Annotated in this window: 19 protein-coding genes; 10 read left to right on the top strand and 9 right to left on the bottom strand. The window is 65.2% G+C overall.

The window, feature by feature from the left end; translation table 11 throughout:
- The 7 genes from BTN82_RS04555 (at nt 1) to BTN82_RS04525 (ending at nt 6,708) form a co-directional block, all read left to right on the top strand.
- On the top strand, nt 1-657 hold the full coding sequence (locus BTN82_RS04555) for an alginate O-acetyltransferase AlgF (protein ID WP_075117971.1): 657 nt from the start codon (nt 1-3) through the stop codon (nt 655-657).
- Nucleotides 658-820: 163 nt separating this feature from the next.
- Nucleotides 821-2,272 carry a mannose-1-phosphate guanylyltransferase/mannose-6-phosphate isomerase gene (locus BTN82_RS04550; protein ID WP_075117970.1) on the top strand — a complete coding sequence of 484 codons (1,452 nt, stop codon included), beginning with the start codon at nt 821-823 and terminating at the stop codon, nt 2,270-2,272.
- Between the two features lie 388 nt (nt 2,273-2,660).
- Nucleotides 2,661-3,854, top strand: a complete 1,194-nt coding sequence (locus tag BTN82_RS04545) for a hypothetical protein (RefSeq protein WP_081375409.1) — start codon at nt 2,661-2,663, stop codon at nt 3,852-3,854.
- A complete protein-coding gene (locus BTN82_RS04540) occupies nt 3,848-4,240 on the top strand; it encodes a hypothetical protein (RefSeq protein WP_075117969.1) in 393 nt (130 codons plus the stop codon). Before BTN82_RS04545 ends, BTN82_RS04540 begins: the two co-directional genes overlap by 7 nt.
- Before the next feature lie 109 nt (nt 4,241-4,349).
- Complete coding sequence (locus BTN82_RS04535; protein WP_075117968.1) at nt 4,350-4,742, top strand: hypothetical protein; 393 nt, start codon at nt 4,350-4,352, stop codon at nt 4,740-4,742.
- 641 nt (nt 4,743-5,383) lie between these two features.
- The gene (locus tag BTN82_RS04530; protein WP_045885544.1) at nt 5,384-5,848 is read left to right on the top strand and encodes a hypothetical protein; all 465 of its coding nucleotides are present in this window, start codon (nt 5,384-5,386) and stop codon (nt 5,846-5,848) included.
- Nucleotides 5,849-5,883: 35 nt separating this feature from the next.
- A complete protein-coding gene (locus BTN82_RS04525; RefSeq protein ID WP_075117967.1) occupies nt 5,884-6,708 on the top strand; it encodes an SDR family oxidoreductase in 825 nt (274 codons plus the stop codon).
- A 102-nt stretch (nt 6,709-6,810) separates the two neighbouring features.
- On the opposite strand, the gene BTN82_RS04520 is transcribed toward BTN82_RS04525, so the two are convergent.
- The 4 genes from BTN82_RS04520 to BTN82_RS04505 all read right to left on the bottom strand — a co-directional run bounded on the left by BTN82_RS04520 (nt 6,811) and on the right by BTN82_RS04505 (nt 11,660).
- Nucleotides 6,811-7,674: an HlyD family secretion protein gene (locus BTN82_RS04520; RefSeq protein ID WP_075117966.1), complete on the bottom strand. Its 864-nt coding sequence runs from the start codon at nt 7,672-7,674 to the stop codon at nt 6,811-6,813.
- Nucleotides 7,675-7,684: 10 nt separating this feature from the next.
- The gene (locus BTN82_RS04515) at nt 7,685-7,885 is read right to left on the bottom strand and encodes a DUF1656 domain-containing protein (RefSeq protein ID WP_075117965.1); all 201 of its coding nucleotides are present in this window, start codon (nt 7,883-7,885) and stop codon (nt 7,685-7,687) included.
- Nucleotides 7,875-10,082: an FUSC family protein gene (locus BTN82_RS04510; protein WP_075117964.1), complete on the bottom strand. Its 2,208-nt coding sequence runs from the start codon at nt 10,080-10,082 to the stop codon at nt 7,875-7,877. The genes BTN82_RS04515 and BTN82_RS04510 overlap by 11 nt, the downstream gene beginning before the upstream one ends.
- A gap of 66 nt (nt 10,083-10,148) precedes the next feature.
- A complete protein-coding gene (locus tag BTN82_RS04505; RefSeq protein WP_075117963.1) occupies nt 10,149-11,660 on the bottom strand; it encodes an efflux transporter outer membrane subunit in 1,512 nt (503 codons plus the stop codon).
- A 264-nt stretch (nt 11,661-11,924) separates the two neighbouring features.
- Here BTN82_RS04505 and BTN82_RS04500 point away from each other — a divergent pair, with 264 nt between their 5' ends.
- A complete protein-coding gene (locus tag BTN82_RS04500) occupies nt 11,925-12,893 on the top strand; it encodes a LysR family transcriptional regulator (protein WP_075117962.1) in 969 nt (322 codons plus the stop codon).
- A 199-nt stretch (nt 12,894-13,092) separates the two neighbouring features.
- Nucleotides 13,093-14,067, top strand: a complete 975-nt coding sequence (locus BTN82_RS04495; protein ID WP_075117961.1) for a 2-hydroxyacid dehydrogenase — start codon at nt 13,093-13,095, stop codon at nt 14,065-14,067.
- A 183-nt stretch (nt 14,068-14,250) separates the two neighbouring features.
- On the opposite strand, the gene BTN82_RS04490 is transcribed toward BTN82_RS04495, so the two are convergent.
- Nucleotides 14,251-15,150 carry a DMT family transporter gene (locus BTN82_RS04490; protein WP_075117960.1) on the bottom strand — a complete coding sequence of 300 codons (900 nt, stop codon included), beginning with the start codon at nt 15,148-15,150 and terminating at the stop codon, nt 14,251-14,253.
- A 250-nt stretch (nt 15,151-15,400) separates the two neighbouring features.
- Between BTN82_RS04490 and BTN82_RS04485 the strand changes: the two genes are divergently transcribed.
- On the top strand, nt 15,401-16,276 hold the full coding sequence (locus tag BTN82_RS04485) for a helix-turn-helix domain-containing protein (RefSeq protein WP_075117959.1): 876 nt from the start codon (nt 15,401-15,403) through the stop codon (nt 16,274-16,276).
- 104 nt (nt 16,277-16,380) lie between these two features.
- Here the strand turns inward: BTN82_RS04485 and dacB are convergent, their stop codons facing one another.
- From dacB to BTN82_RS04465, 4 genes are all read right to left on the bottom strand, one after another.
- On the bottom strand, nt 16,381-17,829 hold the full coding sequence (gene dacB / locus BTN82_RS04480) for a D-alanyl-D-alanine carboxypeptidase/D-alanyl-D-alanine-endopeptidase (protein WP_075117958.1): 1,449 nt from the start codon (nt 17,827-17,829) through the stop codon (nt 16,381-16,383).
- A gap of 129 nt (nt 17,830-17,958) precedes the next feature.
- Nucleotides 17,959-18,282 (bottom strand): DUF3325 domain-containing protein, encoded by a 324-nt coding sequence (locus tag BTN82_RS04475; protein WP_075117957.1) that lies wholly within the window; start codon nt 18,280-18,282, stop codon nt 17,959-17,961.
- Nucleotides 18,283-19,857 carry a PepSY-associated TM helix domain-containing protein gene (locus tag BTN82_RS04470; RefSeq protein WP_075117956.1) on the bottom strand — a complete coding sequence of 525 codons (1,575 nt, stop codon included), beginning with the start codon at nt 19,855-19,857 and terminating at the stop codon, nt 18,283-18,285.
- Nucleotides 19,854-20,159 carry a DUF3649 domain-containing protein gene (locus BTN82_RS04465; protein WP_075117955.1) on the bottom strand — a complete coding sequence of 102 codons (306 nt, stop codon included), beginning with the start codon at nt 20,157-20,159 and terminating at the stop codon, nt 19,854-19,856. The genes BTN82_RS04470 and BTN82_RS04465 overlap by 4 nt, the downstream gene beginning before the upstream one ends.
- Nucleotides 20,160-20,190: the final 31 nt, after the last annotated feature.

The following is a 20,190-nucleotide window of genomic DNA, read 5'->3' as shown; positions in this document are numbered from 1 at the left end:
ATGACTTTCACTACCCACCCGCGTCGTCTCGCCCAGGCAATCACCCTGGCCGCCGGCATGAGCGTGCTGTCCTTGTCGGCCTTCGCCGGCGGCGACGCCGCCCTCTACGGCCCCACCGCGCCGAAAGGCTCGTCCTTCGTGCGCATCTACAACGCCAGCAACCAGGAAGTCAGCGCCACCGTCGGCAGCACCAATGTCAGCGACGTCGCGCCGCTGGCCAGCAGCGACTTCAGCTTCATGCCCGGCGGCGACTACACCGCCAAGGTCGGCAGCCAGAGCGTGCCGGTGAAACTCGCCGCCGACCACTATTACACCCTGGTCAACAACGCCAGCGGCCAGCCGCAACTGATCGAGGAACCGCCGTTCAAGAACAAGCAGAAGTCCCTGGTCCGCGTGCAGAACCTGAGCGACAAGGCCCTGACCCTGAAGACCGCCGACGGCAAGACCGACGTGGTCCAGGCGGTGGCCGCCAAGGGCCGCGGCGAACGCGAGATCAACCCGGTGAAGGTCAGCTTCGCGCTGTACGAGGGCGAGAAAAAAGTCAGCGACCTCAAGCCGGTCGCCCTGGAGCGCGGCGAGGCCGCGGTGCTCTACGTCACCGGCAACGGCAGCAGCCTGTCGCCGGTCTGGGTCAAGCGCCCGGTGTCGACCCGTTAACGGCAGCGGCAAGCCTCAAGCTGCAAGCTGCAAGCTGCAAGAGAAGCGCTTTTTCTTGCCGCTTGAAGCTTGTCGCTTGCCGCTGCTCCCCGGACAACAACAAGAGAGTGAAACGACAGAACGCAGTAGCTCTAACCCAAACGATATGTGAAGGAGTAACAACATGATTCCGGTAATCTTGTCAGGTGGTAGCGGCTCACGTCTTTGGCCGCTTTCGCGCAAGCAATTCCCCAAGCAATTCCTCGCCCTGACCGGCGAACACACCTTGTTCCAGCAAACCCTCGAACGCCTGGTGTTCGAGGGCATGGACACGCCGATCGTGGTCTGCAACAAGGACCACCGCTTCATCGTCAACGAGCAGCTGGCGGCGCGCAAACTCGAAGCGCAGCGCATCCTGATGGAGCCGTTCGGGCGCAACACCGCGCCGGCCGTGGCGCTGACCGCGATGATGCTGGTCAACGAAGGCCGCGACGAGCTGATGCTGGTGCTGCCGGCCGACCATGTGCTGGAAGACCAGAAAGCCCTGCAACGCGCCCTGGCCCTGGCCACCGTGGCCGCCGAGCGCGGCGAGATGGTGCTGTTCGGCGTGCCGGCGACCAAGCCGGAAACCGGTTACGGCTACATCAAGTCGACCCACGACGTGCTGCTGCCGGAAGGCGTGAGCCGGGTCTCGCACTTCGTCGAGAAACCCGACGTCAAGCGCGCCACCGAGTTCGTCGAGGCCGGCGGCTACTTCTGGAACAGCGGCATGTTCCTGTTCCGCGCCAGCCGCTTCCTCGAGGAGCTGAAAAAGCACGACCCGGACATCTACGACACCTGCCTGCTGACCCTGGAGCGCAGCGCCCAGGACGCCGACACCGTGACCTTCGACGACGCCACCTTCGCCTGCTGCCCGGACAACTCCATCGACTACGCGGTGATGGAAAAGACCCAGCGCGCCTGCGTGGTGCCGCTGAGCGCCGGCTGGAGCGACGTCGGCTGCTGGTCGTCGCTGTGGGATGTGCATGAGAAAGACGCCGACGGCAACGTCAGCAAGGGCGACGTGGTGATCCAGGACAGCCGCAACTGCATGATCCACGGCAACGGCAAACTGGTGTCGGTGATCGGCCTGGAAAACATCGTGGTCGTGGAAACCAAGGACGCCATGATGATCGCCCACAAGGACAAGGTCCAAGGCGTCAAGCAACTGGTCAACACCCTCAACGAACAGGGCCGCAGCGAGACCCAGAACCACTGCGAGGTCTACCGTCCGTGGGGCTCCTACGACTCGGTGGACATGGGCGGGCGCTTCCAGGTCAAGCACATCTCGGTCAAGCCGGGGGCCTGTCTGTCGCTGCAGATGCACCACCACCGCGCCGAACACTGGATCGTGGTCAGCGGCACCGCCGAAGTCACCTGCGACGAGAACGTGTTCCTGCTCACCGAAAACCAGTCCACCTACATCCCCATCGCCTCGGTGCACCGCCTGCGCAACCCGGGCAAGATCCCCCTGGAGATCATCGAAGTGCAATCGGGCAGCTACCTGGGCGAAGACGACATCGAACGTTTCGAAGACATCTACGGGCGCTCGACGCCGGTGGAGCGCGGTGTGTCGGTGAAAACCATCGCCCAGTAAGAGCAGCGGCGAGTTTCGAGCGGCAAGCTGCAAGTAAAAGCAGGGAGTCGTTATCAGCAAGCCCTTGCCCCCGTCCAGCCGACTGCGTCCCCTATCCGCAGCCGACTGGACGGGGCTTTTTTTGCCCGCGATATTGCTATTCCCCGGTCCCTGTAGCCGCTGCCGAGCCTGCGAGGCTGCGCAAGGACCGCAGGTCCTCCGGCGCCCTCGAATCCTGCGCCCGCTACGCGGTCGTACGCAGCCTGCGGCAGCGGCTACAGGGTCGTGTTTCACCCATTCCTACGCGACATTTAGAAAGCGCCAGCGGGCGTTTCAGATAGCTCTCAACGACTTCATCTCTGTCGCTGCTTAGTGTTTCGCCAGGCGAAAACACACAGCGAACACAGCGATGGCCGAGCAACCGTCCGGCAACAAATACACCACCGACTCCCGCGGCGAACCAACGCCGATGCCCCGCGTGCCGCGCCCGGCCAACCCCAACCCGCCGCTACCCGGAGCACGGCCGAAGAACGCCGCGATACTGGGCACGCCGCCAACCTTATCTCCCGCCACCGAGCCGGTCGGGGCCGTCCCACCCACGGCCCCCGGCTTCTACATCGTGCCCCAAAACATGCCGCTGGCCGAACTGCAGCGCCGCCTGTTCGACAGCCCCGCGCCCGGCGCCATGGCCAAATACCTGTCCCTCAATCCTGGCCTTGGCGATACGGTCAAGGCCGGCAGCCTGATCGTGCTCAGCGATCCCGCCAACCACGCCTGCACCTACGAGGAAGCACAACTGATGCAGGCCGCCGAACAGGTTAAGATCGCCCTCGAACCGCTGACACCCGCCGAAGCCGACTTCATGCTCCGCCACCAGGCCAAGATCGCCGGCTTCACCGGCCAGGCCTCGACCTGGCTGGGCATCGGCACCGCGACCATGGGCAAACACCTGGACAAACTGCGCGAGACCCTGCACGACATGGAACGTCTGCATCAAGACAGCTACCGCCAACACGGCCACCTCAAATCCCCCGAGTTCTTCGCCCGGCGCCAGCAGTTGCTAAAGCAGCTCGACGCGCAACTGCTGAACTCCACCCGCCTGCGCGGCTACACCAGCCTGGGCGACCACCCCAAGCTGAAAACCGCCCTGGGCCTCTCCAGCCGCAGCCTGGTCCACCAATGGGACAAGGCCGGTGGGCCTGGGCAAATACCCGGTTATGTCGCCCACATAAAATCAACCAGTCGCGCGGCGAAATACATGCAGGCAGGCGGGTATGTGGGGATTGCCCTGGGTGGGGTTTCGTCGGTGTTAAAGGTTCAGGAGGTTTGTCAGGCGGGTTCGGGGGATGAGAGCTGCAGGAAGGTGATGTTTACTGAGACGGGGAAGTTTGCGGGGTCAACCGCTGGAGGAATACTGGGTACTGAAACCGCAATGGCAGGAAGCAGGCTTATTTGTGCTGCTCTCGGGGCCTCTACTGCAATTGGCGGGGTGATATGTGTTGCAACCTTGGTAGGTGTAGGAACATCCCTGGGGACAGATTCTGGTGATGTGCTTGGGCAAAGGGTTGGGGAAATTATTTATGAGAGCGCGCAGCCATGGTAGATGAGAAATTCTGGTATTCAGGGATCGCTCTTGTACTGCTCCTCTGTCCAATTCTGCTAGCTCTTGTAAGCCTTACATTCAGCTACTACCTGAGTCGCCGCCACTTGAAAGAGATGCTGGTAGCCATGCAGGAGAGCTCTTACTTCTATGGATGGCTCGACAAGCTTCCCTATCAGGGATGGTTCGAGCGCGTTCTGATGTTTGTCAGCGTTCGAGGAATGATGCTCTTCCCTAACGCCGGAGTCCGCAGAGGCTTCCTTTGTGCAAAGGATGTACGCAACTTCCCTCCACGACTGAAACGCCTTCTGACTGTAAAAAATACGTTGGACGGCATCGTAATCGTATGGACAGCCGTCGTGTATACGTTTTTGAAACTGGATAGCTGATGACCTTCATGGGGCTTTGCACGTTTCGTTGGATGAAGGCATCCAAGACAGCTATTCCGGTGATGAACCGGGAGAGGACTGAGGAAGTTATTTACGGGGTAACCCGACCATGATGGCAAAGAGTTTTTGGTACTCATGGTTAGGCTTCGTACTGGCCGCCAGTCCACTTCTACTGGGCGTAATAAACCTCTCGTTCAGCTACTACCTGAGCCGTCGCTACCTGAGAGAAATGCTGGAGGCCCTGCAACGCAGCCAGCACTTTTATCGCTGGGCCGAGAGCCTTCCCTACGAGGGCCGGCTCACCCATTTTTTTATGCTGGCCTCCGTTCGAGGATCGATGCTTTGGCCTGGACCTGCGGTTCGCAGAGGCTTTCTTTCCTCGGAAGATATAGACAACTTCCCTCCCCATCTCCAACGCCTGTTGACCATCAGAAACTGGATGGACGTCGTGCTACTGACCTGGGGTTCGATCATGTATGCGTTGCTGAAACTGACTCGCTGATACTGAAAACGGCCTATATGGCTCTCAGCCCCTCTACAAACCACGATGCCCTGAAGCCCCTTCAATACCCAAAATCGCCGCGCCCGCTTCGCGGTCGTACGCAGCCTCGCAAGCTCGGCAGCGGCTACAAGATTAGCGCCAGCCACCCAATCACCATCAAACCGCAACATCGTGTTCGCGACGCTGCTTTGGCTTTGGCTTTGGCTCTTGATCTTGCTCTTGATCCACTCGCCCCGTCGGCAGGCCGAGCGGAGGTGTTCATCAGGGGGATGGCGCGCAGCGCCGTACGGCGAAGCCGGACGCATCGAGAGGAGGTCGAAGCGAAGCCGACCGTAGGCGATGCCCCCTGATGGACACCGGAGCGAGGGAACCTGAGCGCAGCGAAGGCCGTACGCTAGGGGCAAGCGTTTTTGCTTACTTTTTTGGCGTTTGAAAAAAGTGAGTCGCCGTAAGGGCGAAACCATAAGCAGCCGTTACCGCAGCAACGGATATGTACTCGATCCAAAAAGTGCAGCGCCAAAACGGACGCCATCGCGAGCAAGCTTCGCTCCTACAGGAGCAACCGCGATACGCCACAACCATGGCCAACCCCACCTACGCTTAGGTAGGATGGCCCCTCCCGTTTCCCCGAGGTTCGCGTCATGTTCATCGGCGTTCTGCTGGTTATCACCTGGCTGATCCTGCTCGTGCGTTACCCCGCCAAAGCCCTGCCCGTCTCCCTGGCCGCGGCCTTCGGCCTGGGGTTGGTGGCGGTGTGGGTGGTCTGGCTGGACAACCGCGAAGCCCAGCAACTGGCGCGCCTGGAGTTGCGCATCAGCTACGCCCCCGAGCATTGCCCGGCGGATCGCCCGCTGCTGCTGAAGATGAACAACGGCAACGACGTGCCGCTGACTGAATTGCGCTGGCGCGTGGCGGCCTACGCCCCGGGCGACACCGTGAACCTGGCCGACAACCAGTACACCGCCCCACGCTATCGCGGCCCCGGTGAACTGCAGGCCGGCGCCAACTGGGAAGATTGTTTGCCGCTGCCACCGCTGCGCCCCGGCTATCGCCCGCAAACCCTGGAGTTTCGCGCCGAGCGTTTGCAAGGTAGTTTCTCCGACTGATTCCCCTCCCCGACCACCCGCACAAGGACCGCGCCATGCCCGTCGCGTTGATCACCGGTTGTTCCAGCGGCATCGGCCGCGCCCTGGCGGAGGCTTTCAAGACCGCCGGTTTCACCGTCCTGCCCACCGCCCGCAGGACCGAGGATGTGACCATGCTGCAAGCCGCCGGCTTCAACGCCGTGCAACTGGACGTCAACGACGGCCCGGCCCTCAGCGCGCTCAGCGAGCGGATCAACCAGCAATACGGCGGCCTCGATGTGCTGATCAACAACGCCGGCTACGGCGCCATGGGCCCGTTGCTGGATGGCGGGGTCGAGGCCATGCAGCGCCAGTTCGAGACCAATGTGTTCGCCATCGTCGGGGTGACCCGGGCGCTGTTCCCGGTGCTGCGCCGCAGCAAGGGATTGGTGGTGAATATCGGCAGTGTGTCGGGGGTTCTGGTGACGCCTTTTGCCGGCGCCTACTGCGCCTCGAAGGCGGCGGTGCATGCCTTGAGCGATGCGCTGCGCATGGAGCTGGCGCCGTTCGGCATCCGTGTGATGGAAGTCCAGCCCGGCGCGATTGCATCCAGCTTCGCCAAAAACGCCGGTCACGAGGCCGAGCAATTGATCACCGAACAATCGCCGTGGTTTCCCCTGCGCGAAGGCATCCGCGCACGGGCCAAGGCGTCCCAGGACAAACCGACGCCAGCCAGCGAATTTGCCGCCAGACTGCTCAAGGCAGTGCAGCAGGGCCAGCCGCCGCGCTTGGTACGCATTGGTAACGGCAGCCGGGCGCTGCCGTTGATGGCCAATCTGCTGCCCAAAGGTTTGCTGGAGAAGGGATTGATGAAGCGCTTTGGCCTGGGCGGCACGCTATAAGAGGGATTAATGGACCTGTAGGAGCCAGCTTGCTGACGATGCTGGCGCCGCGGTTTGCCTGACACACCGCTATCGCGAGCAAGCTCGCTCCTACCAAATGCCTCACTCCTCGCTGTCTTGCTTGACCACCACCGTGCAAGTAATCCCCGCCGCCAGCAGCACGCCGTCCGGCACTTCGTCGATGTGGATGCGCACCGGCACGCGCTGGGCCAGGCGCACCCAGTTGAAGGTCGGGTTGACGTCGGCGATCAGCTCGCGGCTTTCCGGGTTGTCGCGGTCGTAGATGCCGCGGGAAATGCTCTCCACATGGCCCTTGAGCACTTCGCCGCTCATCAGCTGCATCTCGGCCTCATCACCCACGCGCACGTGGGGCAGCTTGGTTTCCTCGAAGAAGCCGTAGACCCAGAACGAGTGCCTATCGACCACGGCCATCTTCGGTTCGCCAATGCGCGCGTAGTCGCCGCGGTGCACGTTGAGGTTGGTCACGTAACCGTCCACCGCCGCCCGCACCTGGGTGCGTTTGAGGTTCAATTCCGCCGCCTCCAGCTGCGCCTGGGCGTGCTGGTAATCGGCCAGGGCCGCGTCGGCGATGTTGCTGGCGTCGTCGCGGTTTTCCTTGGAGATCACCAGGTTGTCCAGGTCGGCGCGGCGGTGGGCGTTGACCTTGCGCATCTCCCAGGTGGCCTTCTTCGAGGCCACCAGCGACTGCGCCTGCTTGACCGCGATCTGGTAGTGCTCGGGGTCGATCTGCATCAGCAGGTCGCCCTTTTTCACCAGCTGGTTGTCGCGTACCGGCACGTCTACCACTTCGCCGGTGACGTCGGCGGCGACGTTGATGATGTCGGCGCGCACCCGGCCGTCGCGGGTCCACGGGGTGTTCATGTAGTGCTCCCACAGGGTGCGGCCGATCCACAGGGCCAGGGCCAGCACCAGCAGGGTCGCGAGCAGGCTGAAAAACTTTTTCATCAAAGGACTCTCAACGGTAGACAGTGAGCGCCATGGCGCCGAACAGACAGCAGAACAGGCTCAGGCGCAGCAGCGCCGGGTGCCAGAAGAAGCGATACAGGTCATAGCCCGAGATGAAGCGGTCCAGGGCCCAGGCCAGGGCCGCGGCAACGAAGAACATCAGGGTCATGGTCGGCATGTACACGCCGTGGAAGGCGATTTCACGAGGCATGTTCAAGTCCTTGGGGCGAGGCCTGGAGGGGCGGCACGGCGGCGTATACCGCCAGCGGCGATTGCGGATCGAGCAATGACGTGCGGATGAAATGCAGGTAGCTCTTCACCCGGCGCAGGACCGAGGTGTCGAAGTGCGGGGCGAAGGGTTCGTCGCTGGCCTGGACCCGGCCGATCGCGTGGTCGACCGCGACCAGCGCGCGTTCCAGGTTGCTCGGGCTCGGTTGCAGGAACAACCGCACCAGCGAACGACCCATGACCCGGATCGCCTGGCGCCATGGCTGGGATTCGGCGTAGGCCGGGTGCACCGGCAGAGTCGCCTGCTCCTTGCGCAGTTCGATGATCGCGTGGCCGACTTCCAGCACCACGAACATCCAGCGCAACAGCTCGCGCTGCACCTGGGGCTGCCCCGCCGCCAACCCGTAGGCCTGGTGCAGCAGGTCACGGGTGCGGCTCTCGAAACTCGACGCCAGGCCCTTGAGCTTGCCGCTGATGGCGTACACCACCTGGCCGCGCAGGTCCTGCTCCAGGCGGCGCCACAGCCAGCGGCTGTTGGGCGGCAGGATGATCGCCCCGGCGGCGGCGCACACCAGCATGCCCATGACCATGGCGATGTAGTCGTTGATAAAGGCGTAAGGGTTGTAGACGGTCAGGTTGTCCGGCACCGAGCCGGTGCTGAAGAAGATCAGCAACCCCAGGCCGACGCCGGCGTACCGCGGCCGCGAGGCGAGGAACGCACCGGACACGATTACCGGCGCCAGCATCACGCACAGCAGCGGGAAACCGTCGATCCAGGGAAACACGAAAAACATTTCGACGAAGCCCACCAACGCGCCGATCAAGGTGCCGCAGGCCATCTGGAAGGCCATGCGTTTTGGGTTCGGCGTGGCCGCCGACAGGCCGACGGTGGCCGCCGCGATCAGAGTCATGGTGGCGCCGCTGGGCCAGGCGGTGGCAACCCAGTAGCTGCCGAGCACGATCAGGATGAACGAGGCGCGGATGCCCGAGGCGGCCGAAGCCAGCCAGTTGGTCTGCGGGGTGTAGGGCTCGTCCCAGCGCTCGCGCTCGTGGCTGTGCTCGGCCAGTGAGGCGTGGGTCTGGGCGTAGCTGTGCAACTCGTCGACGAAGCGATAGAGCAACTCATAGGCGGTGTGGAAATCCAGCTGCTCGGCGTCGCTCGGTTCGTGCTCCTGGAACAGCGCGCGCATGCTGCGCACCCGCGCCGGCAGCTCGGCCTTGTAGCTCGCCAACTGCGTGGCCAGGCGCGCGGCGTCGGGGCTGGTCAGGGCCCGGCCGGAGAAACCGTCGAGCAGCTCGGCCAGGTCCTGCAAGCCCGGCTTGATCGCTACCAGCACATGCTCGGCGGCGCTGTTGCGCAGGCGTTCGAGCAATTGGTGCAAGGCATTGAAGCGCGTGGTGATGCCCATGAACTCGCTGTTCAAACGGCTCAAGCGACCGTTGCGCCGACGCATGTGCGGGTCCTCGAACACCGTGACGCTGCGCAGGCCTTCCAGGCCCACCGCCTCGGCGATAAAACGCACGTTGCCGCTCTCGAAGGCATCGCGCTGGCTGCGCCCGCGCAAGCCGTCGGTGACGAACAACGCGAACACGCCGAAACGCTGGTACAGGGCATTGCGCATGGCCGCGCTGGCGGTCTGCGGCAGGATCGCGGCGCTGACCAGCGTGGAGCAGAGAATCCCCAGGGAGATTTCCAGCACCCGCCACACCGCCGCCATGAAGGCCCCGTCGGGGTGGGCCAGGGCCGGCAAGCCGACCATCGCCGCGGTGTAGCCGGCGAGCACGAAACCGTAGGCGCGAAAGTTGCGATAACGCGCGGCGCCAGCCGAGCAGATGCCAACCCAGATCGCCAGCGAGCCGAGGAACAGCTCGGTGTTCTGGGCGAACAGGGCGATCAGCGCCACCATCACCGCCGACCCGGCCAGGGTGCCGAGAAAGCGGTAGAAGCTCTTGGCGAACACCTGCCCGCTCTGCGGCTGCATGACGATAAACACGGTGATCATCGCCGTGCGCGGCTGCGGCAACTCCAGGCGCATGGCCAGCCACAGGGTGAGGAACGCGGCGGCCAGCACCTTGAAGATATACACCCAGGTCACGCCGTCGCTGCGTGCCCAGTCGAAGAACCCCCGGCGCCATTCAAGGGAGTACAGCCAGCGCAGGGATGCAGGCAAGGGAGTCATGACAACCTTCTCAGTGATCGGCTTTCAGGGGGCAAGGGTTAGGTGTCGAGAGTCAGTGATCGGCGCTTAGTGGTCGAACAGCGCCAGCGCCGCCGGGGTCTTGCCCGGTTGGGTCTTGCTGTCCTCGGGCACATCGCGCCCGGCCTCCAGGCCGCCGCCCAGGACCGTCGCCAGTTCAGCATGGGCGCTCAGGCGAGCGGCCTGGACCTGCTGCTGGATCTGCTGCTGATGGAACAGCATGCCCTGGGCATTGAGCACATTGAGGTAGTCGGTCAGCCCACGCTGGAAGGCGACCATGGCGATGTCATAGGTCTGCTGCGCCGAGGCCACCGATTCGGCGGCGAAGTGCGCCTGCTTGTCCATGGACTCGCGGCGGATCAGCCGGTCGGAGATCTCCTTCAGCGCAGCGACCAGGGTCTGGTTGTAGTGGGCCACGGCCATGTCGTAGCCGGCCGCGGCCTCGCCCAGTTCGGCGCGCAGGCGGCCGCCGTCGAAGATCGGCAGGCTGATGGCCGGGCCGACGTTGTAGTTGAGCTTCTTGCCGGTGAGGAACTCCAGCGCCCCGCCGCCGGTGGCCATGTAGCCGAGGCTGCCGACCAGGTCGACGTTGGGGTAGAAGCCGGCATGGGCGACGTCGATGCCCCGCGCCTGGGCCGCCACCTGCCAGCGGCTGGCGACCACGTCCGGGCGCTGGCCGAGCAGTTCGGCGGGCAGCGCCGACGGCAGTTTCAACGGCGCGGCCAGGGACAGGCTCGGCCGCTGCAACTGTGCGCCCGCCCCCGGCCCCTGGCCAGCCAGGGCCGCCAACTGGTTACGGCTCAGGGCGATTTCTTCGTCCAGGGCGTCCAGTTGACGATGGGTTTCCGGCAGCGGGGTCTGCGCCTGGCTGACTTCGAAGTGGGTGCCGATACCACCGGCCAGGCGCTTTTGCGCCAGCTCGAGGATCTGTTCCTGCTGCTTCAGGGTCGCCAGGACGATGTCACGCTGGGCGTAGTGCAGCGACAGCTGGATATAGGCACGCACCACATTGTTCTGCAGTTCCAGGCGGGCCTGGCGGGCCTCGGCGACGCTCATGTGCGCCAGGTCCACGGCCCGCTCGCTGGCATTGCTTTCGCGGCCCCAGAGGTCCAGGGCGTAGCTGAAGCCCAGCGCGGCGTTGTTGTCCCAGGTGGTGCTGTTGGCCAGCTCGCCCGGGCCGTAGAACTGATCGGTGGGCCAGTTGTGGCGCTTGAGGGTGGCGTCGCCCTTGATCTGCAACGACTCGGCCGACTCGGCGAGCCCGGCCAGCGCCCGCGCCTGGCGCACCCGGGCCGCGGCCATGGCCATGCTCGGGCTGCCCTGCACCGCCTGCGTCACCCAACGGTTCAGTTGGGCATCACCATAGGCCTGCCACCATTGGGCCGCGGGCCAGCGAGCGTCGCGGGCGGCGCTCTGGATCGCGTCGTCGGTGGCCAGTGTATTGGCCGGTAGTGCCTTGTCCTGCGGGGCGATGCCCGCGGTTCCGATGCAGCCGCTGATTGCTAACGATAAAGCCCAAACACTGAGAGTCTTCAGCTCTCTGCTGATGCGACGCGGCACTGCTGCGAATTCCTGAAATAGGGAGGGAGGCGGACCTCTGCAGGAGCGAGCTGGCTCGCGAGACGGTGCCGCTGACCCAGCGCATTGCACGGGTCTGCGTCGGCCGGCCCCTACAGATCGAGGCAATTCTAGGGGGCGGCCTTGAGCGCGATAAGCTGGGATTCCTGTGAATCTTTGTTACCGTTAACGCGATAATCCCTTGGTGGAATAGCCAAGAACCTGTTACTTCGTGTCACAATTTGCCATCTCCCCTGAGAGCACCCCATGGACACTTTGCAAAACATGCGCGCCTTCAGCTGTGTCGCCGAAGCCGGCAGCTTCACCGCTGCCGCCGTCCAGCTCGACACCACCACGGCCAACGTCTCGCGCGCGGTCTCCAATCTGGAGGCTCACCTGCAAACCCGCCTGCTCAACCGCACCACCCGCCGTATCGCCCTCACCGAAGCCGGCAAGCGTTACCTGCTGCGCTGCGAGCAGATCCTGGCCTACGTCGAAGAAGCCGAGGCGGAGGCCAGCGACGCCCATGCGCGCCCGTCCGGGCAATTGAAAGTGCACACCATGACCGGCATCGGCCAGCACTACGTGATCGACGCCATTGCCCGCTACCGCAAGTCGCACCCGGACGTGACCTTCGACCTGACCCTGGCCAACCGCGTGCCGGACCTGCTGGACGAGGGGTACGACGTGTCCATCGTGCTGGCCAGCGAACTGCCGGACTCGGGTTTCGTGTCCCAGCGCCTGGGCATCACCTACAGCATCGTCTGCGCCTCGCCGGCCTATGTGAAAGCCAACGGTTGCCCGCAAAAGCCCAGCGACCTGCCGAACCATGCCTGCCTGCGCCTGGTCAGCCCGGTCATCGCCCTGGACAAGTGGCTGTTCGACGGCCCCGAAGGCCAGGAGATGGTCGCCATCAACGGTTCGCCGTTCCTGGTGAACTCCGCCGACGCGCTGAAAACCGCGATCACCAGCGGCATGGGCCTGGGCGTGTTGCCGGTGTACGCGGCCATCGACGGCCTGCGCAACGGCACTCTGGTGCGGGTGATGCCCAATTACCGCTCCCAGGAGCTGAACCTGTACGCCATCTACCCGTCGCGCCAGTACCTGGACGCCAAGATCAAGACCTGGGTCGAGTACCTGCGCAACACCCTGCCGGAGATTCTCGCCGCCCACCAGGCGGAACTGGCAGCCTACGAACTGAGCGGCGGCCTCAGCGGCGTGCGCCTGGCCAAGTGAGCAAGGCCCCCGCTCTGTAGCCGCTGCCGCAGGCTGCGATAAGGCCGAAGGCCTTTGGCGATCTCAAGAGCACGTCTCCTGCGGAGCCGATCGCAGCCTGCGGCAGCGGCTACATTGCCTCACTCTGCCTGCGCTACAAAAAGCTTGCCGGGAATGTTAGCTTGCTTGGCATTCTCCCCGCCTGACGAGCCTTCCCGCGATGAAAAAGACCGTACTTGCCTTCAGCCGCATCACCCCGGACATGGTCGAGCGCCTGCGCCAGGACTTCGAGGTGATAGTGCCCAACCCCAAGCAGGGTGATATCGCCGCGCAATTCAACGAAGCCCTGCCCCATGCCCACGGCCTGATCGGCGTCGGCCGCAAGCTGGGGCGCGCGCAGCTGGAAAACGCCGCTCGCCTGGAAGTGGTCTCCAGCGTTTCGGTGGGCTACGACAACTACGACCTGGCCTACTTCAACGAACGCGGGATCATGCTCACCAACACCCCGGACGTGCTCACTGAAAGCACCGCCGACCTGGCCTTCGCCCTGTTGATGAGCAGTGCCCGGCGCGTCGCCGAACTCGACGCCTGGACCAAGGCCGGGCAATGGCAGGCCAGCGTCGGCGCGCCGCTGTTCGGTTGCGACGTGCATGGCAAGACCCTGGGCATCGTCGGCATGGGCAATATCGGCGCGGCCATCGCCCGCCGCGGGCGCCTGGGTTTCAACATGCCGGTCATCTATAGCGGCAACAGCCGCAAGACCGCGCTGGAACAGGAACTGGGCGCGCAATTTCGTGAACTCGAGCAATTGCTGGCCGAAGCGGATTTCGTCTGCCTGGTGGTGCCGCTCAGCGACAAGACCCATCACCTGATCAGCCATCGCGAACTGGCGCTGATGAAGCCGGGGGCGATCCTGGTGAACATCTCCCGCGGCCCGGTGGTGGACGAGCCGGCGCTGATCGAGGCGCTGCAGAACGGCACGATTCGCGGCGCCGGCCTGGACGTCTACGAGAAGGAGCCGCTGGCCGAGTCGCCGCTGTTCCAGCTGAAAAACGCCGTGACCCTGCCGCATATCGGCTCGGCCACCGTTGAAACCCGCGACGCCATGGCCCACCGCGCCCTGGCCAACCTGCGCAGCGCCCTGCTCGGCGAACGCCCGCAAGACCTGGTCAACCCGCAAGTGTGGAAGGGCTGACCCCACGCCAAACCCGTAGGAGCAAAGCTTGCTCGCAATAGCGGTTCGTCAGGCACACCGCGTCGCCCCGATCGCGGGCAAGTCGGACGCCGCCCGCTCGCTCCTACACCAACACCGCGGGACCTGTAGCCGCTGCCGAGCCCGCGAGGCTGCGAACGGCGGCGCAGCCGTCGCAAAGATCGGTCAGGCCAGCCGCGGGCCGGCGACAACCGCCGGCTTGGGTTTACGGAACACCAGAACGTTGCCCAGCATCACCAGGACCAGCCCGGCCAGCGCCGGCGCGGTCCATTGGTAACCTTCGACAAAGGCCGAGACGTTCAGCGCCACCACCGGGAACAGCACGGTGCAGTAGGCCGCGCGTTCCGGCCCCATGCGCCCGACCAGGGTCAGGTAGGCGGTGAAACCGATCACCGAGCCCGGGATCACCAGGTACAGCAAGGATCCGATGTAGCGCGCGTTCCACTCCATGTCGAAGGGGATGCCCTTGGCCAGGCAATAGGCGGCCAGCATCGCCGCGCCGTAGGCCATGCCCCAGGCATTGGTGGTCAGCGGCTTGAGGCCGGCTTTCTGTTGCAGGCTGGACAGCATGTTGCCCGCCGAGAAACACAATGTGCCCGCCAGCGCCAATCCCAGGCCGAGCAGGGTCTGCGGGCTGGCGCTATGACCCGCCAGTTCCGGCCAGAACAGCAGGCCCAGGCCGAGCAGCCCCAGGGCGCCGCCCAGCAACACGTTGCGGGCAATCTTCTGGGCGAAGAACACTCGGGCGTTCAGGGCGTTCCACAGGGTCGCGGTGGAAAACACCACCGCCACCAGGCCGCTGGGGATCCACTGGCTGGCGTGCAGGAAACACATGAAGTTGATACAGAACAGGCACAAGCCCTGGGCCAGGCAGATCAGGTGCCCGCGCCGGTTCATCGTTTGCAGTTTGCGGCTGAGCAGCAACACGACGAACAGCACCAGCGCCGCCAGGGCGAAACGATAGACGATGGACACCGGAATCGCCACCACCCCCAGTTGCCATTTAAGGGCGATCCAGGTGGTGCCCCAGATCAGGACGGTGAGCAGATAAAGCGAGAGGTTCATGGCGCGGGACTCCTGTGCAGGGCAACCCAGTTTCAGGCCATGGGGCGTCCGGGCGCTTGCATAAACTTGCGCTTTTGTCGGCTGCCGGGCTGTCAGGTCGGGTGCTACGGAGTAGGATGCGAAACATCCGACTTCACGCCTGTAGCCGCTGCCGCAGGCCTTCAGGGATCTGAACCTCTTGCGCCCGCTTCGCGGTCGATCGCAGCCTGCGGCAGCGGCTACACACTTCAACTTTTCAGACAGCATTGCCATGCCCACACTGGACACCCTGCAAGTCTTCCAGGCCCTGAACCGCTCGCCCCATGCTCGTCTCGAGCACAGCGCCGAGCTCGGTGACGGCCTGGCTGCAGCCCTGTGGAGCAACCATCACGACGCCCAGGACTACGAAGCGCCGAGCCATCACACCCTGTCGTGCTACATCGCCGGCGGTACCGGGACCTTTCGCCGCGGCCAGCCGGGCACCAAGGGCGGCCCGGACAAGCTGTGCATCCTGCCCGCCGAGCACCGCTCGGCCTGGGTGATCAACGGCGAGATCCGCCTGGCCCACCTGTACTTCAGCCCGGAACAATTCGCCCTCGGCTGCGTGACCCTGCTGGACCGCGAACCCCGCGCGCTGCAATTGCAGGAAAACACCTTCCTCGACGACCTGCAGCAGGCGCAGCGTTTTCGCCAATTGATCCGCCTGAACTGGGACGAGCCCGGCGAGCGCCTGCTGACCAGCAGCCTGGCCCACGAAATGCTCGGCCATGCCCTGCTGACCCAGGTCGGCCAGCGCCAGGGCCTGCGCCTCAAGGGCGGGCTGGCGGCGCATCAGCGCCGGAAACTGGTGGAGTACATCGACAGCCAGCTGGCCGAGCCAATCAGCCTCGGGCAGCTCAGCAGCTTATGCGCGTTGTCCGAATACCACTTCGCGCGGATGTTCCGCGAAAGCTTCGGCCTGCCGCCCCATCAATACCTGCTGGCGCGGCGCCTGAGCCATGCCCGCGAGCTGCTGCGCGGCACCCGCCTGCCCCTCGGCGAAATCGCCCTGGCCTGCGGTTTCGCCAACGCCAGCCACTTCGCCAACCGCTTCCGCCAGGCCCTGGGCGGCACGCCCGGCGAGTACCGCCAGGCCTTTCTCGGCTAAACGCCACACCCTCTCTGTAGGAGCGCAGCTTGCTCGCGATAAGCGCCACGCGGTGTGCCTGATACACCGCCATCGCGAGCAAGCTCGCTCCTACAGGGGGGCAGTCAGTGCATAAGAGCCTGTGCCACGCGGTCTTCCAGGGCCTTGATCTGGCTGCCGTCGACCCGGTAGTTGTTCGACAGCATCACCAGCACCAACTGGCGGCCGTCGGCGCCGCGCAGGTACCCGGACAGCGACGACACGCCCTGCATCGAACCGGTCTTGGCGTGCAGGTTGTCCACCGCCGCGGTGCCTTGCAGGCGATAACGCAGGGTGCCGCCGCTCATGCGCGCGGCATCGCCGGCCACCGGCAGCGCCGCGTACCAGGTGGCGAACCAGGGTTGCTTGCACGCCGCCAGCAACAGGTCGCTGAGGCTCTGACTGGAAATCTGGTTGCGCCGCGACAGCCCCGAACCGTCCACCTGCACCAACCCTTCCGGGCTCAGGCCCTGGCGCCGCAGGAAGCCCTCGATGGCCGCCACCCCGGCAGCGGCCGTGCCCGCGTTGGCGGTCTTGCGGCCCATGGCCTTGAGCAGCACTTCGGACATGTTGTTGTTCGACAGCTTGAGCAGCGGCGTGATCAACCCCGCCAGCGGCATCGAGGCATGGCTGGCCAGCACACGGGCGGCAGGCGCCGTGGGCTGGCCGATCCGCACCTGGCCCTGCACCGTCACCCCTTGCTCGGCCAGGGCCTGCTGGAACACATCGGCCACCAGCCGGGTCGGCTCCCAGACGCTGACCCAATGCCGCCGCAATTGCCCGGGCGGCAAGGCGCCGCTGACCAGCAGCAGGTTGCTGCCATGCTCGCGGCCGACCTGCAGGCTGTCCTGCGGGCCGACCCGGCCCTGATTGCGCAGGCTCATCAGGCGGTTGCCCGGGCTGACGCTGACCGCCAGCGGCGCGCCCGGCAACGACGGCGCGGTAACCGAAACCAGCACGCTGCCGGCATCGAAGTCGTTGTTGGGGGAAATATTCAGGGCGGAAATCTGCGCCGCGTAATACAGGCTTTCATCGTCGCTGGCCCAATCGACGCCGAGCCGCTGGTCGTCGAAGGCCGTGTCGTCGAGCACCAGGTCGCCGCTGACCTGGCGGATGCCGCCGCGCGCCACGGCCGCCGCCAGTTCGCGGTAGTCCGCGGCTTGCAGGCTCGGGTCGCCGGTGCCGCGCAGGTAGAGATTGCCCAGCAGGCGCTCGCCCTGTTGCGCGCCGTCGCCCAGCACTTCGGTGACGAACCGGTAATCGGGACCGAGCACGTCCATGGCCGCGGCGGTGGTCAGCAGCTTGAGGCTCGAGGCCGGGATCAGCCGGCTGTCCGGGTTGCGCTGATACAGGACCGCGCCGCTCTGCGCATCACGCACGCTCAGCGACACCGTGGCGCCCTTGAGCGCCGGGTCGGCCAGGACCTGATCCAGGTTGGCGGCGTACCGGGCGCCGGGATGGCTGGCGCAAGCCGCCAGCGACAGGGCCAGGAACAACCCCAGCCCGCGAGTGTAAAAACGATGTGTTGAACCCATGAAAAACGTATTTCCTTGATGACCTCGAACCCGCGCCGACAGCCTTCCAGCCGCTGCAACGGGCGCCCAGATAACGATTGGCGAGGTGTGTGTGTCAATGAACAATCGAAGCCGGGCCCTGCGAAGCGCTCATTGCGCCAACGCGGCCAGCGGGCTGACCAGCAGGCCCAGTCCGGCCGCGAGCAGCGCCAGGCGCGGTTGATACGGCAGCACCAGCACCAGCGACAAGGCGCTGAGCATCAACGCCGCGCACCAGTGCACCAGGCCCAGGCCCCAGCCGGCCGCCGCGACCGCCGTCCACAGGGCCGCCGCCAGCAGCAACCAGCCGGCGCCGCGCAAGGCCCGGCGCCGGCCGGCCGTGGGTTTATGCCCGAGGAGTTCGGCGTGGTGCCGCTCCATCGACAGGCACAATCCGGCGAAACCTGGGTAACACAGCAAGAGCGCCAGGAGCATTCAGTTGACCTCGGCTTCAAGGGTGGCCCGCCGTGTGCGGGGGGCAGCGGCCGGACGAGCGCCACGGCTCGACATCTTCCAGGCCGCCCAGGCCAGGAACAGGCCGGCCGCCAGGCAAGTCAGGTCGAACCCGGCCCGGACCCAGTCGCCATGGACCAGGAAACCGTCGAGCACATCGGGCACCGTCAGCGCGTCGAGCAGCGGCACGCTGGCCAGCAGCAGCGCCGCCAGGCTCAACTGTTCCACCCAGGCCCGGCGTTCGCCGCGCAGCGCGGCGTGCAGCAGGCTCAGGCCCCAGGCGATAAAGAAGCTGTTCACCTCCCAGTCCGAACGCTCGGCAAAACTCGCCGGCAACAGGCGGTTGGCCCAGAAGAACGCGGCGACCGCCAGCACCAGCCCGGACATGCTGGCGATGTTCAGCACCTGCACCAGGCGCAGCTCGAAAGGCAGTGCGCCGCTCTTGGCGTGCTTGAGCTGACGCTTGCCCAGCCAGATCACCAGGCCAGTGCCGATCATCGCGGTGGCGGCCAGGCCGCAGACAAAGTACAGCCAGCGCAGCAGCGGCCCGGCGAACTGGCCCATATGCAGCCCGTAGAAAGCGCCGTTGATCGCCAGGGTCGTCGACTGCGGCGGCGAGACCTGCAACAGCTTGCCGCTGACCCCGTCGAACGACACCACGCCGCCAAAGTCGCGCACCACCCGGTCGCCCCCGTGGCGCACGACATTCACCGAAGCGTTGGCGTCCCCCGGGTTGTTCACCGTGATGCGCCCGACCCGGCCGCCCGGCCACTGTTCGCGAGCCAGCTGCAACAGCGGTTCAAGCTGCACCAGCGGCGCCGGCCGGCCCGCGGCCGGGGCATTGTTGCTGGCGGGGAACACCTCGTTGAAATAGGCCTGGGTGTCCTTGCCGTAGATCGCCAGGATGCTCGCCGGCATGACCATCGACATGAAGATCACCAGGCTGCTGTAGGTGATCATCAGATGGAACGGCAACACCAGCACGCCCACCGCGTTGTGCCCGTCGAGCCAGGAACGCTGGCCCTTGCGCGGGCGGAAGGTGAAGAAGTCCTTGAAGATTTTCTTGTGGGTGACGATGCCGCTGACCAGGGCCACGAGCATCAGCATGGCCGCCGCGGTGGACAACCAGCGGCCCCACGGATAGGGCATCTGCAACTGGAAATGGAAGCGGTAGAAGAACTCGCCGCCGCGGGTGTCGCGGGCCTGCAACTCGGCGCCGGTGGCCGGGTCCAGCACTTTGCGGGTGAAAGCGCCGCGCTCGCCGGGCTTGCCCGGAAACTGCCACATCACCGACAACCCCGGATCGCGGGCATCGGGCAGGCCGATGAACCAGCGCGACGCGCCCTGGGCGTGCTGCTGCAGATAACTCTGGGCGAGGATCAGGCTGGTTTCGTTACTGACCGAGCGCGCCGGCACTTCGGGCTGCATCCAGTGGCTGATCTCGTCCTTGAAGTAGGCCAGGCTGCCGGTGAGGAAAATCGCCAGCAGCAGCCAGCCGAACACCAGGCCGGTCCAGGTGTGCAACCAGGCCATGGACTGGCGCAGCCCCGCCTTCACGGCAGGCTCGCCCAGTGGGCCGACGCGCCAACCACCGCCAGCCCCAGCGCCGGCAGCAGCAAACCGTACCAGGCCTGCCAGGCCGTGCGGCAGGCAAAGCACCAGAGCACGGCCACCAGGTAGAACAGGAAGGAGGTCATCATGCCGCCGACCACCGCGTCGGCGCGGGAAACGGGGAGCAGCAGGGTCATGCAGACACTGGACAACGCCGCCAACAGGTAACCGCCGAACACGGCGGCCAGGACCCGCGAGGTCACGGCCAGGCGGTAGGAAAAGGGCAGCGCGGCAATTTTGCTTTTCATGTGTCGACCTTGAAACCGGAACAGCCCGGCG

It is taken from the genome of Pseudomonas chlororaphis (assembly GCF_001921865.1).
Lineage (GTDB): Bacteria > Pseudomonadota > Gammaproteobacteria > Pseudomonadales > Pseudomonadaceae > Aquipseudomonas > Aquipseudomonas chlororaphis_D.
The sequence above is the reverse complement of the archived record's forward strand: the minus strand, read 5'-3'. Positions and strand labels throughout refer to the sequence as shown.